Here is a 16751-nt window from a genome sequence, read left to right as displayed (position 1 = left end):
CGATGCTTCGCTACGCGTTCTGGCGGCTGGTGCAGGCCGCGGTCGCCGTGTTCGGCGTGATGACGATCGTCTTCGTCATCATGCGGCTCGCCGGCGACCCGACCCTGCTGCTGGTGCCCGAAGGGGCGACCCGGGAGCACATCGAGGCCCTGCGCCACGAACTCGGCTTCGACCGCCCCATCCTGGTGCAGTACGCGGCCTATCTCGCCGACGTGCTGCGCCTCGATTTCGGCAACTCGGTCGTGCAGCGCCAGCCCGCCATGGCGATCCTCATGAGCCGGTTGCCCTACACGCTGGAACTCGCCCTGGGCGCGCTGGCCTTCGCCCTGCTGCTCGGCCTGCCCGCCGGCGTGGCCATGGCGGTGTGGCGCGGCACCGCTGTGGAGCGGCTGCTGGCGGCCGTGGTGCTCACCGGCCAGAGCATGCCGACCTTCCTGTCCGGCATCCTCCTGATCCTCGTCTTCGGCGTGATCCTGGGCTGGCTGCCCACGTCCGGCTCGGGCACCTGGTCGGCGCTGATCCTGCCCGCCTTCGCGCTCGGCGCGCTCTCCATGGCGACCTTCGCGCGCATGGCCCGCATCGCGGTGGTCGACGAACTCTCGCAGGACTACGTGCGCGCCGCCCGGGCCCGCGGCCTGTCGCAGGGCGCGGTCGTGGTGCGCCACGTGCTGCGCAACGCCGCCGTCCCCGTCGTCACCATCGCGGCGCTGGAGATCGGCAATCTGCTCGCCGGCGCCGTCATCGTCGAGACCGTCTTCGCCTGGCCGGGGATCGGCCAGCTCGCCATCCAGTCGATCCAGTCGCGCGACTTCGTCGTGGTGCAGGTCGTCGTGCTGTTCGTCTCGGCGGTCTATGTCGGGATGAGCCTGCTCGCCGACGTCGCCTATGCCTGGCTCGACCCGCGCATCCGGCTGACGCCCGCATGAGCGCCGCGATGCAGGGGAGGACGGGGCTGTGGCGGCGTGCGCCAGTCACGGTGATCGTGGTCGCGCTGATCCTCGCGGCGATCGCGGTCGTGGCCTTGCTGGCGCCATGGATCTCGCCGGCCGATCCCGCCCGCCAAACTCTGATCGCCCGCCTGCGCCCGCCGGGGCACACCACCAGCACCATGACCTACTGGCTCGGCACGGACGAGCTCGGACGCGATCTCCTGTCGCGCATCGTCTGGGGCGCGCGGGCCTCGCTGCTCGTGGCGCTGCTCTCGGTCACCGTCTCCCTCACCGTCGGCACGCTGCTCGGCATGCTGGCGGCGTGGAAGCGCGGCTGGGTCGAGATCGCGATCATGCGCTTCGTCGACATCATGCTGTCGATCCCCGCGATCCTGCTTGCGGTGCTGACGGTGGCGGTGCTCGGGCCGGGCTTCGGCAAGCTCATTCTCGTGCTGGGGCTGACCCGCTGGCCGCGCTACACGCGCGTCGCCTACGCGCAGACCCTGCAGGTCGCCTCGCTGCCCTACATCAAGGCCGCCGAACTCGGTGGAGCCGGCACGTTGCGCATCCTGTTCCGCCACGTGCTGCCCAACATCGCCGGCCCGCTGACCGTGGTGGCGACCGCCGAATTCGGTTTGATGATCCTGTTCGAGGCCGGGCTCTCGTTCCTGGGCCTCGGCATCCAGCCGCCGCAGCCGAGCTGGGGCTCCATCATGAGCGCCGGCCGGCAATACGTGGAGCGCGCCTGGTGGATCACGCTGTTCCCGGGCGCCTGCCTGTTCCTCCTCGTGCTGTCCGTCAACGTGCTCGGCGACTGGCTGCGCGACCGTCTCGATCCCCGTTCCCGCACGCGCTGAGGATGTCATGACCGCACCCGCTCCCCGCTTCGCAGGCAAGTCCGTCGTCGTCACCGGCGCCGCCGGCGTCTTCGGCCGCTGGATCGCCGCCGCCTTCGCCCGCGAGGGCGCCAGCGTCTGCCTTTCCGACAACCGCGGCGACAAGCTCGACGCCATCGCCCGCGACATCGGCCTCGATCCGGCGCGTACGCTGACGCACGCGACCGAGCTCACCAGCGAGGCCTCCATCGTCGACCTCGCCGCGACGGTGAAGAAGGCCTGGGGCGCCGCGGACTTTCTCGTCAACAATGCCGGCATCTATCCGCATGCCGGGCTGCTCGACCTGCCCGTGGCGGAGTGGGACCGGATCTTCGACATCAACCTGCGCGCGCCGTTCCTGGTCACGCGCGAACTCGCCAAGCTGATGATCGCCGAGAAGCGGCAGGGCGCCATCGTCACCATCTCCTCCGGCGCGGCGCGCCAGATGCGCAACGGCTCGGTGCCCTACTGCACGTCGAAGACGGCGGTGGAGCGCCTGACCAAGGGACTGGCGCTCGAGCTTGCGCCCTACAAGATCCGCGTCAACGTGGTCGAGCCCGGCTTCGCGCCGGGCAGCGACGTGAGCCCGCTCTCCGACGAGTACGTGGAGAAGATGAAGCAGCGCATTCCGCTCGGCCGCACCAGCGGCCCGGACGATGCGCCGGGCGCGATCCTCTATCTCTGCTCGGACGCGGCGAGCTTCATCACCGGCACGGTGCTGTCGGTCGACGGCGGCAACTCGATCGGGACCTACGAGCCGGGCCAGCTCGTCGGCGCGCTCGACGAGGCGAAGCGGACCGGCTGATGACCGACGCGCTGCTCAGGGTCGAGGATCTCGGCGTCACCATCGGCGGAGCGCCGGTGGTGGACGGCGTGTCCTTCGCCATGCGCAAGGGCGAGGTGCTGGCGCTCGTCGGCGAGTCAGGCTGCGGCAAGTCGCTGACCGCTCTCGCCCTGCTGCGCCTGCTGCCGCCTGCCGCTCGCCTCGCGGGCGGACGCGTGCTCCTCGACGGCACCGATCTCGCGGCGCTGCCGGACCGTGCCATGCGGCGCCTGCGCGGGCAGGCGCTGTCGATCATCTTCCAGGAGCCCACCGCCTCCCTCGACCCGCTGACGACGGTGGGCTCGCAGGTGATGGAAGCCTGGCGCGCGCACAATGCCGGCGGCGCCGCGCAGGCGCGCCGCGCGGCCCGCGACATGCTCGACGCCGTCGGCATCCCCGACGCGGAGAAGCGGCTCGACCAATATCCCTTCGAGCTCTCCGGCGGCATGTGCCAGCGCATCATGATCGCCATCGCGCTGATCTGCGGTCCGTCGCTGCTCGTCGCCGACGAGCCGACCACGGCGCTCGACGTGACCATTCAGGCGCAGATCCTCGACCTCATGCGCCGGCTCGTGGCCGAGCGCGGAGCCGGCGTCCTGATCATCACCCACGACATGGGCGTGGTGGCCGACATCGCCGACCGCGTCGCCGTCATGTATGCCGGCCGCATCGTCGAGGTCGCCCCGGTGACCGACCTGTTCGCGGCGCCTCGCCATCCCTACACGGCCATGCTGCTCGCCAGCGTGCCGCGCCTCGACGTGGTGCCCAAGGCGGTGCTCGCGACGATCGAGGGCAGCGTCCCGGCGCCGGAAGCCTTTGGCAGCGGCTGCCGCTTCGCCGGCCGGTGCCCGCTGGCGGTGGCCCGCTGCACGGCCGAGACGCCGCCGCTGAACGAGGTCGCACCCGGACGCCTTGCGGCGTGCTGGCGCAGCGCCGAGGCGAGCACGCTCCTGAGCGGGGCGGCGGCATGAGCACGGATCCGGTCCTCGCCGTCGACGACGTCGCCGTGCACTTCGCCGCCCGCGGCGGGTTGCTGGCGCCGAAGGGCCCGCCGGTGCGGGCCGTGGACGGCGTCACTCTGGCGATCGCGCCCGGCGAGACGCTCGGGCTCGTGGGCGAGTCCGGCTGCGGCAAGTCGACGCTGTCCAACGCCGTCGTCGGGCTGGTGAAGCCGACCCGCGGCAGCATCAAGGTGGCCGGCCAGGAGGTCGTGGGCGCCGATCCGGATGCGCTGCGGGCGATCCGCCGCAACGTGCAGATGATCTTCCAGGACCCGGCCCTGTCGCTGAACCCGCGCATGACGATCGGCGAGAGCGTCGGCGAGCCGCTGCGCGTGCGCGGCATCGCCTCGGGGGCCGCGCTGCGCGAGCGCGTCGCGACGCTCCTCACATCGGTGGGGCTGAGGCCGGAGCATGCGGCGCGCTATCCGCACCAGTTCTCGGGCGGGCAGCGGCAGCGCGTGGTCATCGCCCGGGCGCTGGGGCTGGAGCCGGCGCTGGTCGTCTGCGACGAACCGGTCTCGGCGCTCGACGTGTCGGTGCGCGCGCAGATCCTGAACCTGCTGGTCGACCTGCAGCGCCGCATGGGCGTCGCCTATCTCTTCGTGTCGCACGACCTCGCCGTCGTGCGGCACATCTGCGACCGCGTCGCGGTGATGTATCTCGGTCGCCTGGTCGAGGTCGCCCCGCGCGACACGCTGTTCGGCGCACCCAAGCATCCCTACACGCTGGCGCTGATGTCGGCGGTGCCGGAGCCCGATCCCGTGCGCCAGCGGACCCGCCAGCGCATCGTGCTGCAGGGCGACCTGCCGAGCCCCTCGCGGGTGCCGACGGGCTGCGCCTTCCACACGCGCTGCCCGCGCGCCACCGCGCTGTGCGCGCAGGAGCGCCCGGCGCTGACGCCGCGCGACGACGGCGCCCTCGTCGCCTGCCACCACGCCTGACCGGATCGACGCCATGACCGAGACAACCGAGCCCGCCCGCGAAACCATCGCCGTCCCGGGCCTCGCGGCGCCGGGCGAGATCGTGGTCGATCCGTGGGGCATCCCGCACATCCGGGCCGGCAGCGAGGCCGACCTCTTCTTCCTGCAGGGCTTCAACGCCGCGCGCGACCGGCTCTGGCAGATCGACCTGTGGCGCAAGCGCGGCCTCGGGCTGCTCGCCGCCGACTTCGGGCCCGGCTATCTCGCCCAGGACCGCGCCTCGCGGCTGTTCCTGTACCGGGGCGACATGGCCGCCGAGTGGGCCAGCTACGGGCCGCAGGCGGAGGTCGTGTGCCGCGCCTTCGTCGCGGGCATCAACGCCTACATGGCGCTGACCGAGCGCGAACCCGGCCGCCTGCCGCCGGAGTTCGGGATCATGGGGACGCGGCCTGCGCGCTGGGCGCCGGAGGACGTGGTCCGCATCCGCAGCCACGGCCTGACGCGCAACGCGCTCTCCGAGATCCTGCGGGCGGTGGTTACCACGCGCGCCGGTGTGGAGGCAGACCGGGTCCGCAAGGCGCTGGAGCCCGCCGTGGAGCCGGTGCAGGCCGACGGCGTCGACCTCTCCGTCATCACCCCGGCCGTGCTCGACGTGTTCAAGCTCGCGACCGCGCCTGTCACCTTCCTGCCGGAGCGCCTGTCGGCGACCCTGGCCGAGGTCTTCGCCTGGACCAAGGTGACGGAACTCGGCGACGTCATCCGCGACATCGAGTTCCAGGGCTCCAACAACTGGGCCGTCCATGGCTCCCGCACCGCGACAGGCCGGCCGATCCTGGCGAGCGACCCGCATCGCTCCCACGCCATCCCGTCGCTGCGCTACATCGTGCATCTCACCGCGCCCGGGCTCGACCTCATGGGTGCGGGCGAGCCCTGCGTGCCGGGCATCTCGCTCGGCCACAACGGTACGGCCGCCTTCGGCATCACGATCTTCGGGGCCGACCAGGAGGACATCTACGTCTACGAGACCCAGGGCGACGCCTATCGCTACGGCGATGGCATCGAGCCCATGACGGTCGTCGAGGAGACCTTCGCGGTGAAGGGCCATCCCGACCAGCGGCTCGCCTTGAAGTTCACGCGCCACGGCCCGGTCATCCACGAGGACCCCGCCCGCAAGCTCGCCTATGCGCTGCGCTCGGTGTGGTGGTCGCCAGGGTCGGCCGCCTACCTCACGAGCCTGGATTCGATGCGGTCCACCAGTCTTGACGCCTTCCGCACCGCGATCCGCGGCTGGGGCGCGCCCTCGACCAACCACGTCTATGCCGACGTGTCCGGGACGATCGCCTGGATCCCGGCGGGCTTCGCGCCGGTGCGCCCCAACTGGAACGGCCTGCTTCCGGTGGCCGGTGACGGCCGTTACGAGTGGCAGGGCTTCCTCGATCCCGCCCTGATGCCCGAGAAGGTCGACCCGGCCGAGGGCTTCGTCGCCACCGCCAACGAGATGAACTTGCCGGCGGGTTGGGACCACGAGGCCAAGCGGCTGGGTCACGAGTGGGCGGACCGCTCGCGGGCGACCCGCATCCATGAGGCCCTGCGTGCGGCGCCGTCGCACGACCTCGGCCATTCGCGGTCGCTGCAGACCGACGTGTCGTCCATGCCGGCGCGCCGCATCCTGGACGCCATGTCCGGTCTCGACCTCGGTCCCGCCGCCGCCTTCCTCGCCGGCTGGAACGGGCGCCTCGAAGCGGGCTCCGCGCAGGCTGCCCTGTTCGAGCTGTGGTGGACCAAGCACCTGAAGCCGGCGCTGCTGGCGCTCGCCTGTCCCGACCCGGCCGTGCGCCCGCTGCTGCTGCCCGGCGACATCGAGACGCTCGTGCCGATGATCGAGGACGCGACCCGTCTGCCCGACAGGGACGGCCTGCTGCGCACGACGCTCGCGGCGGCCTGGGCCGATGCGCAGGCGCGCCTTGGCGAGGATCCGGCATCGTGGCGGTGGGGGGCCCTGCACCACGGCTATTTCGAGCACGCCCTGTCGCCGCTCGGCGCCAAGGATCTCGACGCCGGGCCGCAGCCGATGGGCGGCAGCGCGGCCACGCCGATGCATGCCGGCTACCGCGTCTCGGACTTCCGCGTCATCGCCGGCGCCTCCGTGCGCCTCGTCATGGACGTGGGCGACTGGGACAAGAGCGTCTGCATCAACGCGCCGGGCCAGTCCGGCGACCCGCGGACGGCGCACTACCGGGACCTCACCGGGCGCTGGGCGGCGGGCGACTACGTGCCGATGCTGTACGCGAAGGCGGCCGTGGACGCGGTGGCGGAACGGGTGATCACGGTGGTGCCGGGCTAAACCTGAAAGCCCTCGCGCGAAGCTCCCTCCCTCCGCGCGTCATGCCCGGGCTTGGCCCGGGCACCCACGACTTCCGAGCGGCCCCGGCAAAGTCGTGGATGGCCGGGCCAAGCCCGGCCAGGACGACGGAGAGATGGAGGCTTTATCGAACGAGCCCTCCATACCGCCGCTCGATGGCCTCGTAGACCAGTTCCGCGGCCGGGGAGAGAGCGCGGCTGCGCAGGCGCACCAAGCCGAACGGCTCCACCGTCAGCGGCTCGCTGAGGCGCAGGATCTCGAAGGGGCCCCCTAGCGACTGCAGCAGTTCAGCCACGGCCATGGCGACGGCCGCGATGGCGTCCGTCCGCGACACCGTGGCGAGCGTGATGAGTTCGGACGAGGTGTCGAGGATGCGGTCCGGCAGCGGCAGGCCATGGCGATGCATCATCGCGTCGAGCTTGCGCCGCAGGAGCGATCCCGAGGGTTGCAGCACCCAGTCGCGGCCGACGAGATCGGCGGGCGTCACCTCCGCCATGGCGGCGAGCGGGTGGCCCTTGCGCACGAGCAGGCAGCAGGCCTCGGCCTCGCATTCCCGGTAGGCGAGATCGTCGCCGTCGACGCCCGGCGGAATGCGCGCCAGCACGAAGTCGAGGCGGGATTCCATGAGGTCGTTCACCAGCACGTCGCTCATCGCCACCACGACCGAGACCTGCAGCGCCGGGCGCGTCCGCCGGATCTCGTCGAGGGCCTCGTGCACGGCCCCGACGGCGGGCGCCATCACCGTGCCGATGGCCACGCTCCCCCCTGCCCCGCTCTGGATCGCCGCGATCTCGCCGCTGGCGCGCGAGAACTCCGCCAGCATCGCGCGGGCGCGCCGCACGAGCACCTCCCCATAGGCGGTGGGCTCGATGCCGCGCGGCAGCCTGTCGAACAGCGTGATGCCGACCGCCTGCTCGATCTCGCCCAGCATCTTGGAGGCCGCCGGCTGGGAGATGGCGATCTCGTCCGCCGCCCGATGGAGCTTGCGATGCGTGTCGAGTGCGACCAGGAACCGCAGGTGCCTGAGCTTCAGGCGGTTCATGGCGCCGCGCAGGTGCGCGGCGTCCTTCACCTGGGGCGTGACCGTGTCGGGGGCCTTTCGCTGGGTGAACATCGGCGCACTCCCGGAGAACGGAAACATGTCGAAAAAGACATGCCTCAAGGGCCAAATCCGATTTGACTGTTATGCCTTTTCCATCAAACGTCGCCAGCAGAATGTCGAGCCCGAGCAGGCGCCCACATTCGCCACAGGCTCCGGGACGGCACGCGCCGGTTCGGATATGAATTGCCGCAAGGCGGGCTCATGCGTCCCGCCGAGGAAACGCTGGAGGAATTGCACGTGAAAGGCTTCACAACCGCTTTGGCCGCGCTCGCGCTCGGCATTGCCAGCCTGACGACCGGCGCCATGGCGCAGTCGAAGGGCACGGTCGGCATCGCCATGCCGACGAAGTCGTCGGCCCGCTGGATCGCCGACGGCGACAACATGGTGAAGGTGTTCAAGGAGAAGGGCTACGGCACCGATCTCCAGTACGCCGAGGACGACATCCCGAACCAGCTCGCCCAGATCGAGGGCATGATCACCAAGAACGTGAAGGTTCTCGTGATCGCCGCCATCGACGGTACGACGCTCACGGCCGCGCTGCAGAAGGCCAAGGACAAGGGCATCAAGGTCATCGCCTACGACCGCCTGATCCGCGGCTCGGAGAACGTCGACTACTACGCCACCTTCGACAACTTCCAGGTCGGCGTGCTGCAGGCCCAGACGCTGGAGAAGGCGCTCGGCCTGAAGGACGGCAAGGGCCCCTTCAACATCGAGCTCTTCGCCGGCTCGCCCGACGACAACAACGCCGGCTTCTTCTTCAACGGCGCCATGTCCGTGCTGAAGCCCTACATCGACTCGGGCAAGCTCGTCGTGCGCTCCAAGCAGACCGCCTTCGACAAGGTGGCGACGCTGCGCTGGGACGGCGCCGTGGCGCAGGCCCGCATGGACACGATCCTGTCGGGCTTCTACGGCAAGGACGCCAAGGTCAACGCCGTGCTGTCGCCCTATGACGGCCTGTCGATGGGCATCATCTCGTCGCTCAAGGCGGTCGGCTACGGCACCAAGGACCAGCCGCTGCCGTTCGTCTCCGGCCAGGACGCCGAAGTCCCGTCCGTGAAGTCGATCATCAAGGGCGAGCAGTACTCGACGATCTTCAAGGACACCCGCGAGCTCGCCAAGGTGACCGCGAACATGGTCGACGCCGTGCTCTCCGGCAAGCAGCCGGAAGTCAACGACACCAAGACCTACGACAACGGCAAGAAGGTCGTTCCGTCGTACCTCCTGAAGCCCGTGTCGGTGGACGCTTCCAACTGGAAGGAGATCCTGGTCGGGTCCGGCTACTACACGGAAGACAAGCTGAAGTGATTGCGGCCGTCACCCCCGGACCACGTCGTCCGGGGGTGATGCCGGCCGGTGCGTCGGCAGTGACGCATCCTCTCGCCGTGGGCTTGCCTGCGGCGTTTTTCTGTCGAAACTGATGGCCTGACGAAGCCCGCGCCCAGCGGGCCGCAGGTGCGTGGAGCCCGGCATGGACGCACTCCTGGAGATGCGGGGGATCACCAAGACCTTCCCCGGCGTCAAGGCCCTGCAGAACGTCAACCTGACCGTGCGCCGCGGCGAGATCCACGCGATCTGCGGCGAGAACGGCGCCGGCAAGTCCACCCTGATGAAGATCCTCTCGGGGGTCTACCCGGCCGGATCCTACGAGGGCGACGTCGTCTTCGAGGGGCAGGTCCGCCAGTTCTCCGGCATCCGCGACAGCGAGAAGCTCGGCATCATCATCATCCACCAGGAGCTGGCGCTCGCGCCGCAGCTCTCGATCGCCGAGAACCTGTTCCTGGGCAACGAGATCGCCGAGAAGGGCGTGATCGACTGGTACGAGACCAACCGGCGCGCCAAGGCCCTGATGCAGAAGGTGGGGCTGAAGGAGAGCCCCGCCACGCTCATCACCAACATCGGCGTCGGCAAGCAGCAGCTCGTGGAGATCGCCAAGGCGCTCGCCAAGGAGGTGAAGCTCCTCATCCTCGACGAGCCGACCGCGAGCCTCAACGAGCGCGACAGCCAGGCGTTGCTGGAACTGCTGCTCGAGCTGAAGAAGCAGGGCATCACGGCGATCATGATCAGCCACAAGCTGAACGAGATCTCGCGCATCGCCGACCAGATCACCATCTTGCGCGACGGCACGACCGTCGAGACGCTCGAGGCCAAGGGAACGGCCATCGACGAGGGCCGCATCATCAAGGGCATGGTCGGCCGCGAGATGAGCGACCGCTACCCCAAGCGCACGCCCTCGATCGGCGAGACGATGTTCGAGGTGAAGGACTGGGTCGTCCACCACGAGGTGCACCCCGATCGGCAGGTCGTGAAGAACGTGAACCTGCACGTCAGGCGCGGCGAGGTGGTCGGCATCGCCGGGCTCATGGGGGCCGGGCGCACCGAGTTCGCCATGTCCGTGTTCGGCAGGGCCTACGGCCAGAAGATCTCGGGCGAGGTGCGCCTGGAGGGCCGGCCCATCGACGTCTCGTCGATCCCCCGCGCCATCGACAACGGCATCGCCTACGTCACCGAGGACCGCAAGCATCTGGGGCTGATCCTCAACGAGGACATCCGCTTCAACGTGCCGCTCGCCGACCTCGAGAAGGTGTCGACCAACGGCGTGATCGACCCCTACGAGGAGGTCACCGTCGCCAGGAAATTCCGCGAGCGGCTCAACATCCGCTCGTCCGGCGTCGCGCAGCTCACCGTGAACCTGTCGGGCGGCAACCAGCAGAAGGTCGTGCTGTCCAAGTGGCTCAACGCCGACCCGAAGATCCTGATCCTCGACGAGCCGACGCGCGGCATCGACGTGGGCGCGAAGTACGAGATCTACACCATCGTCCACCAGCTCGCCGACAGCGGCCGTGGCGTGATCGTGATCTCGTCCGAGATGCCGGAGCTTCTCGGCATCTGCGACCGGATCTATGTGATGAACGAAGGCCGTTTCGTGGGCGAATTCCCCGCCGCCGAAGCGACGCAGGAAAAGATCATGGCCGCCATCATGCGGCGGGAGGAAGCCTGACATGTCGATGCAGTCGATGACCGCGGGAAGCGGCGAGGGCAGCGCCTTTCTGAACGCGATCAAGCACAACATGCGCGAATACGGCATGTTGATCTCGCTCATCGTGATCATGGTGTTCTTTCAGTTCCAGACGGAAGGCCGCCTGTTCCAGCCCGACAACCTGACCAACATCGTCCAGCAGCGCGGCTACATCGTCGTCATGGCGCTGGGCATGCTGATGATCATCGTGTCCGGGCACATCGACCTGTCGGTCGGCTGGCTGTGCGGCTTCCTCGGCGCCGTCTCGGCCATCCTGATGGTCGACTACAACATGCCCTGGTACCTCGCGGTCCTCGCGACGCTGATCCTGGGCGGGGCGGTGGGAGCGGTCCAGGGCGGCGCCGTCGCCTACCTGAAGATCCCATCCTTCATCGTCACGCTCGCCGGCATGCTCGTCTTTCGCGGGCTCACGCTCTACGTGCTCGGCGGGCGCAATGTCGGGCCCTTCCCGCCCGAGCTCGCCACGCTTCTCACCGGCTTCTTCCCCGAGCCGCTGGCCAAGATCGCCGACCCCTTCATGGCCGACAACATGCTGTCGCCGACCTCGCTCGTCATCGGCGCGGCGGTGGCCGCCTTCATGCTGTTCTCGGCGTTCCGGGCGCGGGCCAAGGCGGTGTCGCAGGGCATGGACAGCGAGCCCTTCGTGCTCTTCCTGGTGAAGAACCTCGCCATCGTCGGCATGCTCGTCTACCTGACCTACCTGTTCTCGAGCTACCGCGGCCTGCCCAACGTCCTCATCATCATGGGGCTCCTGATCGCGCTCTACTCCTTCGTCACCACCCGCACGACGGTGGGCCGGCGGATCTACGCGCTCGGCGGCAACGAGAAGGCGGCGCGGCTCTCCGGCATCAACACCGACCGGCTCGTGTTCCTCGCCTTCGTCAACATGGGCGTCCTCTCGGCGCTCGCCGGCATGATGTTCGCCACGCGGCTGGGCTGGGCGACGCCGAAGTCCGGCGACGGCTTCGAGCTCGACGTCATCGCCGCCTGCTTCATCGGCGGCGCCTCGGCCTCGGGCGGCGTCGGCACGGTGCTCGGCGCGGTCATCGGCGCCTTCATCATGGGCGTGATGAACAACGGCATGTCGATGATGGGCATCGGCATCGACTGGCAGTTCATCATCAAGGGCCTGGTGCTGTTCCTGGCCGTCTTCATCGACGTGTACAACAAGAATAAGGCGTGAGGCGCCAGCCCACGCTCGTGTCGCTCCCGTAAAGCGACCACCCCTCCGCGCATCATGCCCGGGCTTGGCCCGGGCACCCACGACTTTGCAGCGCCGGGCCGGAGTCGTGGATGGCCGGGCCAAGCCCGGCCAGGACGGCTGAAAGGTGGGCGGCAGGCTGGAGATGAGCCTGGCGCTCCGCTGATCAGGGCGTGCGTGGATCGATCGGCGTCCTGATCGCCGCGCCCAGCACCTCCTCCAGCGCCCTGGCGCCGGCAAGAAGGCGTCCCTCGCCCCGCGGGCGGGCGACGATCTGCAGGCCCACCGGACGACCGTCCTTGGTGAAGCCGCAGGGCAGCGACAAGGCGGGCGCCGTGGTCAGCGTGATGGCGTAGACGATGGCCAGCCACTCCACATAGTTGTCGAAGCGGTGGCCGGCGCATTCGGCGAGATAGCGCTGTTCGACGGGGAAGGCGGCCGTGATGGTGGCCGGGCAGAGCAGCAGGTCGTAGCGGTCGAAGAAGCCGTTCATGCGCTTGAGCATGGCGGAGCGCTGGTTCTCGGCGCGCACCACGTCGGCCATGGTGTATTCGAGCCCGCGCTCGATGTTCCAGACGATCTCGGGCTTCAGCTTGTCGCGGTGCTTGCGCAGGTTCTCCGCGTGGCCCGAGGCGAAGCTCATGGCGCGCAGCACCTGGAAGGTGTCGTGCGCCTCCGACAGGTCGGGATGGGCGTCCTCGACGACGGCGCCGAGCTCGGCGAAGCGGTAGGCCGCGGCGCGGCAGATGGCGGCCACCTCCGGGTCGACCGGCGTGATGCCGAGGTCGGCCGAGAAGGCGACGCGGGCCGGCTTCCAGCCAGAGCGCGCGGCGGCGAGAAAGCTCTGCGAGCGCGGCAGCGAAATGGGGTCGGCCGGGCTCTCGCCGGTCATCGCGTCGAGGAGAAGCGCGCAGTCCTCGACGTTGCGGGCCATGGGGCCCTCCACGCCGAGCAGGCGGTCGATCTTGGCGCCCGGATCGGTCGCCACGCGGCCGGGGCTCGGGCGCAGGCCCACGACACCGCAGAAGCTCGCCGGGTTGCGCAGGCTGCCCCCCATGTCGGAGCCGTGCGCCACCCAGGCCATGCCCGTCGCCAGCGAGACCGCCGCACCACCCGACGAGCCGGCGCACGACAGCGCCGTGTTCCACGGATTGCGGGTCGCGCCGAACACCTCGTTGAAGGTGTTGGCGCCGGCGCCGAACTCGGGCGTGTTCGACTTGGCATAGATGACCCCGCCCTCGCTCTCGAGCGTCTCGACCAGGATGTCGGAGGCGGAAGGCACGAAGTCGGCGTAGATCGGCGAGCCATAGGTGGTGCGCACGCCCGCGACCTCGGTGAGGTCCTTGATGGGCACGGGCAGGCCGGCGAGCACGCCGCGCGCGGAGGGCGGCTTGTCCATGAGCCGGCGCGCATGGTCGCGAGCGCGGTCGAGGCACAGGGTGGGCAACGCGTTCACGGCGCCGTCGACCGCCGCGATGCGGGCCTCCAGCGCGTCGAGGCAGTCGAGCGGCGAAATCGCCCCGCTGCGAAGCCTTTCGACGACCTCGCACGCCGTGTTGTCGATGAGCTCGCGCGCCATGTCCGGTCCTCCCCGTGTCGCCGGACACTTTCGCCGATCCGGCGGCGCCTTGTCACGTTGCCGGGTACGCAGTCCTGCCGTCCCATCCGCATGGGTGGCATCGCCCCCCGGACGGGCTAGCATGCCCGACGCACCGTCCGCCACGGTGCCAACGAAACCGCTCGCGAGGAACGTCCATGTCGAAGACCGTCGTCATCACCGGGGCCACCGGCAACATCGGCGTCAAGCTGCGCCATCATTTCGAGAGCCTCGGCTGGACCCTGCGCCTGACGGACGTGCACAACGGCGGCGACCCGGCGATCGTGGAGGCCGACCTGTCGGTCTGGGACGAGCGCTGGGTGTCGCTGTGCGACGGCGCCGACGCGGTGATCCTGCTGGCGGGCCAGCCGAGCCCGGCGGCGGACTGGGCCTCGATCCAGCGCCTCAATCTCGATCTGCCCCTCAACGTCTACGAGGCGGCGGCCCGCCAAGGCGCGAAGCGGGTGATCTTCGCCAGCTCCAACTGGACCATGGCCGGCCACCGCTTCCACGGCGGCGCGCTGCCCACCGACCGCGAGCCCTATCCCGTCAATGCCTACGGCATGTCGAAGCTCGTGGCCGAGCGCATCGGTCGCAGCTTCGCCGAGCGCTGGGGCATCTCCTCGATCTCGTTCCGCATCGGCTACCTGCAGCGCGGCGACAACCAGCCCGGGCAGCACATGGGCTGGAGCGACTGGGGCCAGGAGATGTGGCTGTCCAACCGCGACCTTTGCGACGCCTTCGAGAAGGCCGTCACCGCGCCCGCCGACGTGCGCTTCGCCGTGCTGAACCTGATGTCCGACAATCCCGGCATGCGGTGGGACATCGAGACGACGAAGCGCGTCATCGGCTACGCGCCGCGCGACGGCGCCAAGGCCTCGATCACCCCCGAGCAGGAGGTCGGCGCCCGGGCCACCCAGCGCACGCGCGAACTGATCGAGAGCGCGGACGCCTGGCTGAACACGACGCGGATGTGAGGCCGACGGGGACTGTTCTCAATCTCTCAGCGTCTTGCCCGGGCCAAGCCCGGCCAGGACGGCTGAGGGAGAGCAGCCCGGCTTGGAAAGCGCCACTGCATTGCCGATGCGCTAAGCCTCTGCGCGCCCCGGCACCAGCGCCACGCCCTTCACCTGGGCGAGCACGGCCTGGCCCACGGCCAGTTCCAGGTGGTCCCATGACCACAGCGTCAGGCGAGCCAGCAGGCGCGCGCCCGTCCCGTCCTCGCCGAGCCCCAGCACGACGATCACCTGGCCCTTGTCCCCCTCGAGCCGCTCGAGGATGCGGGCGGGCAGGATGTTGGTGATGGAACTCGCCTTCGGCGCCTCCCGTGCGAGGCTCACGTCGCCCGCCTCGATGCGGATGCGGCGGTGCTCGCCGGCCGCGGCGGCCGGCGCCGGCACGACGAGGCGCCCACCGTCCACGTGCAGCGTCAGCAGCCCGTAGAGAGCGTCATGCTCGCCTGCGACGGCATCGAGAGTGGCGGCGGCGTCGCGCCGGCGAACCAGTGGAAGGGCCGGGTCGGCCTGGACGGCGGCGAGCGGACCGGCTCCCAGCACCCGGCCGCGCTCCAGCAGGACGACACGGTCGGCCAGGCGCTCCACCTCCGCCATGTCGTGGCTGACATAGAGCACCGGCAGTGACAGCGCGCCATGCAGGCCCTCCAGGAAGGGCAGGATCTCGTCCTTGGTCGGCCGGTCGAGCGCCGACAGCGGCTCGTCCATGAGCAGAAGCGCGGGCTGCGACAGCAGTGCCCGCCCGATGGCGACGCGCTGACGCTCGCCACCCGACAGCGCCGTGGTGGCCCTGTCGAGCAGAGGCGCGATGCCCAGCAGGGACACGACCTCGTCGAAGCGGATCTCGGGCCGTCCGGGGGCGATGGCCGCCCGCCGTCGCCCGAACATCAGGTTGTCGCGCACGGAAAGGTGCGGGAAGAGGCTCGCCTCCTGGAAGACGTAGCCGATGGGCCTGGTGTGGGTGGGGCGGAAGGTGGTCTCGTCCTGCCAGACCTCGCCGCCGAGCGAGAAACGGCCGTCCAGCCGCTGGAGCCCGGCGATGCAGCGCAGCACCGTCGTCTTGCCGCTGCCCGACGCGCCGAAGAGCGCGGTGACGCCGGACGCGGGGGCCTCGAAGTCGACGTCGAGGTGGAAGCCGCCGACGTCGCCCTGGAACCGGGCCGCGATGCCGCTCGCCCCCGTCATGCGCCGGTCCTTGCCAGGCGCTTCTCGACGACGGTCATGACGAGAATGACCGCGAAGGCGAAGACCAGCATGCCGCCGGCGACGATGTGGGCCTCCGTCCAGCGGCCTGTCTCGACGTAGTCGAAGATTGCCACGGAGAGCACCTTGGTGGTGCCCGGCAGGTTGCCGCCGATCATCAGCACCACACCGAACTCGCCGACGGTGTGGGCGAAGCCCAGCACCGCGCCGGTGAAGAGACCCGGGCGCGCCAGCGGCAGGGCCACGGTCCAGAACGTGTCGAGCGGCGAGGCACGCAGCGTGGCGGCGACCTCCAGCGGCCGGGTGCCGAAGGCGGCGAAAGCATTGCGGATGGGCTGCACGACGAAGGGCATCGAGTAGAACACCGAGCCGATCACGAGCCCCTCGAAAGTGAAGGCCAGCGTGCGCGCGCCCCACAGGCCGGCCAACCAGCCGCCCGGCCCGTTCGGGCCGAGCAGGACGAGCATGTAGAAGCCGAGCACGGTGGGCGGCAGCACGAGCGGCAGGGCGACGACGGTCGCCACCGCCTCCTTCCACCAGGCCTGCGAGCGGGCGAGCCACCAGGCGAGCGGCGTGCCGATGACGAGCAGCAGCACGGTGGTGACGGCGGCGAGCTTCAGCGTCAGCCAGATGGGCCCGGCGATCTCTGCGGCGAAGCCCTGCATCAGCGCGCCACCCTGCGACGGGT

14 protein-coding genes are annotated in these 16751 nt (G+C 70.0%); 10 read left to right on the top strand and 4 right to left on the bottom strand.

Annotation, left to right across the window (positions count from 1 at the left end; translation table 11 throughout):
• Nucleotides 1–2: 2 nt before the first annotated feature.
• The 6 genes from Q0Q47_RS06525 to Q0Q47_RS06500 are packed head-to-tail and all read left to right on the top strand — an operon-like array spanning nt 3 to nt 6892.
• A complete protein-coding gene (locus Q0Q47_RS06525; RefSeq protein ID WP_293856198.1) occupies nt 3–926 on the top strand; it encodes an ABC transporter permease in 924 nt (307 codons plus the stop codon).
• Entirely contained in the window at nt 923–1786 is an 864-nt protein-coding gene (locus tag Q0Q47_RS06520; RefSeq protein ID WP_293856195.1) for an ABC transporter permease, read from the top strand. The genes Q0Q47_RS06525 and Q0Q47_RS06520 overlap by 4 nt, the downstream gene beginning before the upstream one ends.
• Before the next feature lie 7 nt (nt 1787–1793).
• Entirely contained in the window at nt 1794–2609 is an 816-nt protein-coding gene (locus Q0Q47_RS06515) for an SDR family NAD(P)-dependent oxidoreductase (protein WP_293856192.1), read from the top strand.
• Complete coding sequence (locus tag Q0Q47_RS06510; protein WP_293856189.1) at nt 2609–3598, top strand: ABC transporter ATP-binding protein; 990 nt, start codon at nt 2609–2611, stop codon at nt 3596–3598. Before Q0Q47_RS06515 ends, Q0Q47_RS06510 begins: the two co-directional genes overlap by 1 nt.
• On the top strand, nt 3595–4569 hold the full coding sequence (locus Q0Q47_RS06505) for an ABC transporter ATP-binding protein (protein WP_293856186.1): 975 nt from the start codon (nt 3595–3597) through the stop codon (nt 4567–4569). The genes Q0Q47_RS06510 and Q0Q47_RS06505 overlap by 4 nt, the downstream gene beginning before the upstream one ends.
• A 13-nt stretch (nt 4570–4582) precedes the next feature.
• Nucleotides 4583–6892: a penicillin acylase family protein gene (locus Q0Q47_RS06500; RefSeq protein ID WP_293856183.1), complete on the top strand. Its 2310-nt coding sequence runs from the start codon at nt 4583–4585 to the stop codon at nt 6890–6892.
• A 142-nt stretch (nt 6893–7034) separates the two neighbouring features.
• Here Q0Q47_RS06500 and Q0Q47_RS06495 read toward each other — a convergent pair whose 3' ends face one another.
• Nucleotides 7035–8024 carry a LysR family transcriptional regulator gene (locus Q0Q47_RS06495; protein ID WP_293856180.1) on the bottom strand — a complete coding sequence of 330 codons (990 nt, stop codon included), beginning with the start codon at nt 8022–8024 and terminating at the stop codon, nt 7035–7037.
• Nucleotides 8025–8249: 225 nt separating this feature from the next.
• Here Q0Q47_RS06495 and chvE point away from each other — a divergent pair, with 225 nt between their 5' ends.
• The 3 genes from chvE (at nt 8250) to mmsB (ending at nt 12232) form a co-directional block, all read left to right on the top strand.
• On the top strand, nt 8250–9317 hold the full coding sequence (gene chvE / locus Q0Q47_RS06490) for a multiple monosaccharide ABC transporter substrate-binding protein (protein WP_293856177.1): 1068 nt from the start codon (nt 8250–8252) through the stop codon (nt 9315–9317).
• A 163-nt stretch (nt 9318–9480) separates the two neighbouring features.
• Nucleotides 9481–11010 (top strand): multiple monosaccharide ABC transporter ATP-binding protein, encoded by a 1530-nt coding sequence (gene mmsA / locus Q0Q47_RS06485; RefSeq protein ID WP_293856174.1) that lies wholly within the window; start codon nt 9481–9483, stop codon nt 11008–11010.
• Between the two features lies 1 nt (nt 11011).
• The gene (gene mmsB / locus Q0Q47_RS06480; RefSeq protein WP_293856171.1) at nt 11012–12232 is read left to right on the top strand and encodes a multiple monosaccharide ABC transporter permease; all 1221 of its coding nucleotides are present in this window, start codon (nt 11012–11014) and stop codon (nt 12230–12232) included.
• Nucleotides 12233–12416: 184 nt separating this feature from the next.
• On the opposite strand, the gene Q0Q47_RS06475 is transcribed toward mmsB, so the two are convergent.
• Nucleotides 12417–13829, bottom strand: a complete 1413-nt coding sequence (locus Q0Q47_RS06475) for an amidase (protein ID WP_293856168.1) — start codon at nt 13827–13829, stop codon at nt 12417–12419.
• A 176-nt stretch (nt 13830–14005) separates the two neighbouring features.
• Here Q0Q47_RS06475 and Q0Q47_RS06470 point away from each other — a divergent pair, with 176 nt between their 5' ends.
• Nucleotides 14006–14824: an NAD(P)-dependent oxidoreductase gene (locus Q0Q47_RS06470; RefSeq protein ID WP_293856165.1), complete on the top strand. Its 819-nt coding sequence runs from the start codon at nt 14006–14008 to the stop codon at nt 14822–14824.
• A 111-nt stretch (nt 14825–14935) separates the two neighbouring features.
• Here Q0Q47_RS06470 and modC read toward each other — a convergent pair whose 3' ends face one another.
• Entirely contained in the window at nt 14936–16045 is a 1110-nt protein-coding gene (gene modC, locus Q0Q47_RS06465) for a molybdenum ABC transporter ATP-binding protein (RefSeq protein WP_293856162.1), read from the bottom strand.
• Nucleotides 16042–16728 carry a molybdate ABC transporter permease subunit gene (gene modB / locus Q0Q47_RS06460; RefSeq protein WP_293856561.1) on the bottom strand — a complete coding sequence of 229 codons (687 nt, stop codon included), beginning with the start codon at nt 16726–16728 and terminating at the stop codon, nt 16042–16044. The genes modC and modB overlap by 4 nt, the downstream gene beginning before the upstream one ends.
• Nucleotides 16729–16751: the final 23 nt, after the last annotated feature.

The sequence above is a fragment of the uncultured Alsobacter sp. genome (assembly GCF_945952055.1).
Taxonomy (GTDB): domain Bacteria; phylum Pseudomonadota; class Alphaproteobacteria; order Rhizobiales; family Beijerinckiaceae; genus Alsobacter.
Note: the sequence above shows the minus strand (reverse complement) of the source record. Positions and strands in the feature narration are given on the sequence as shown.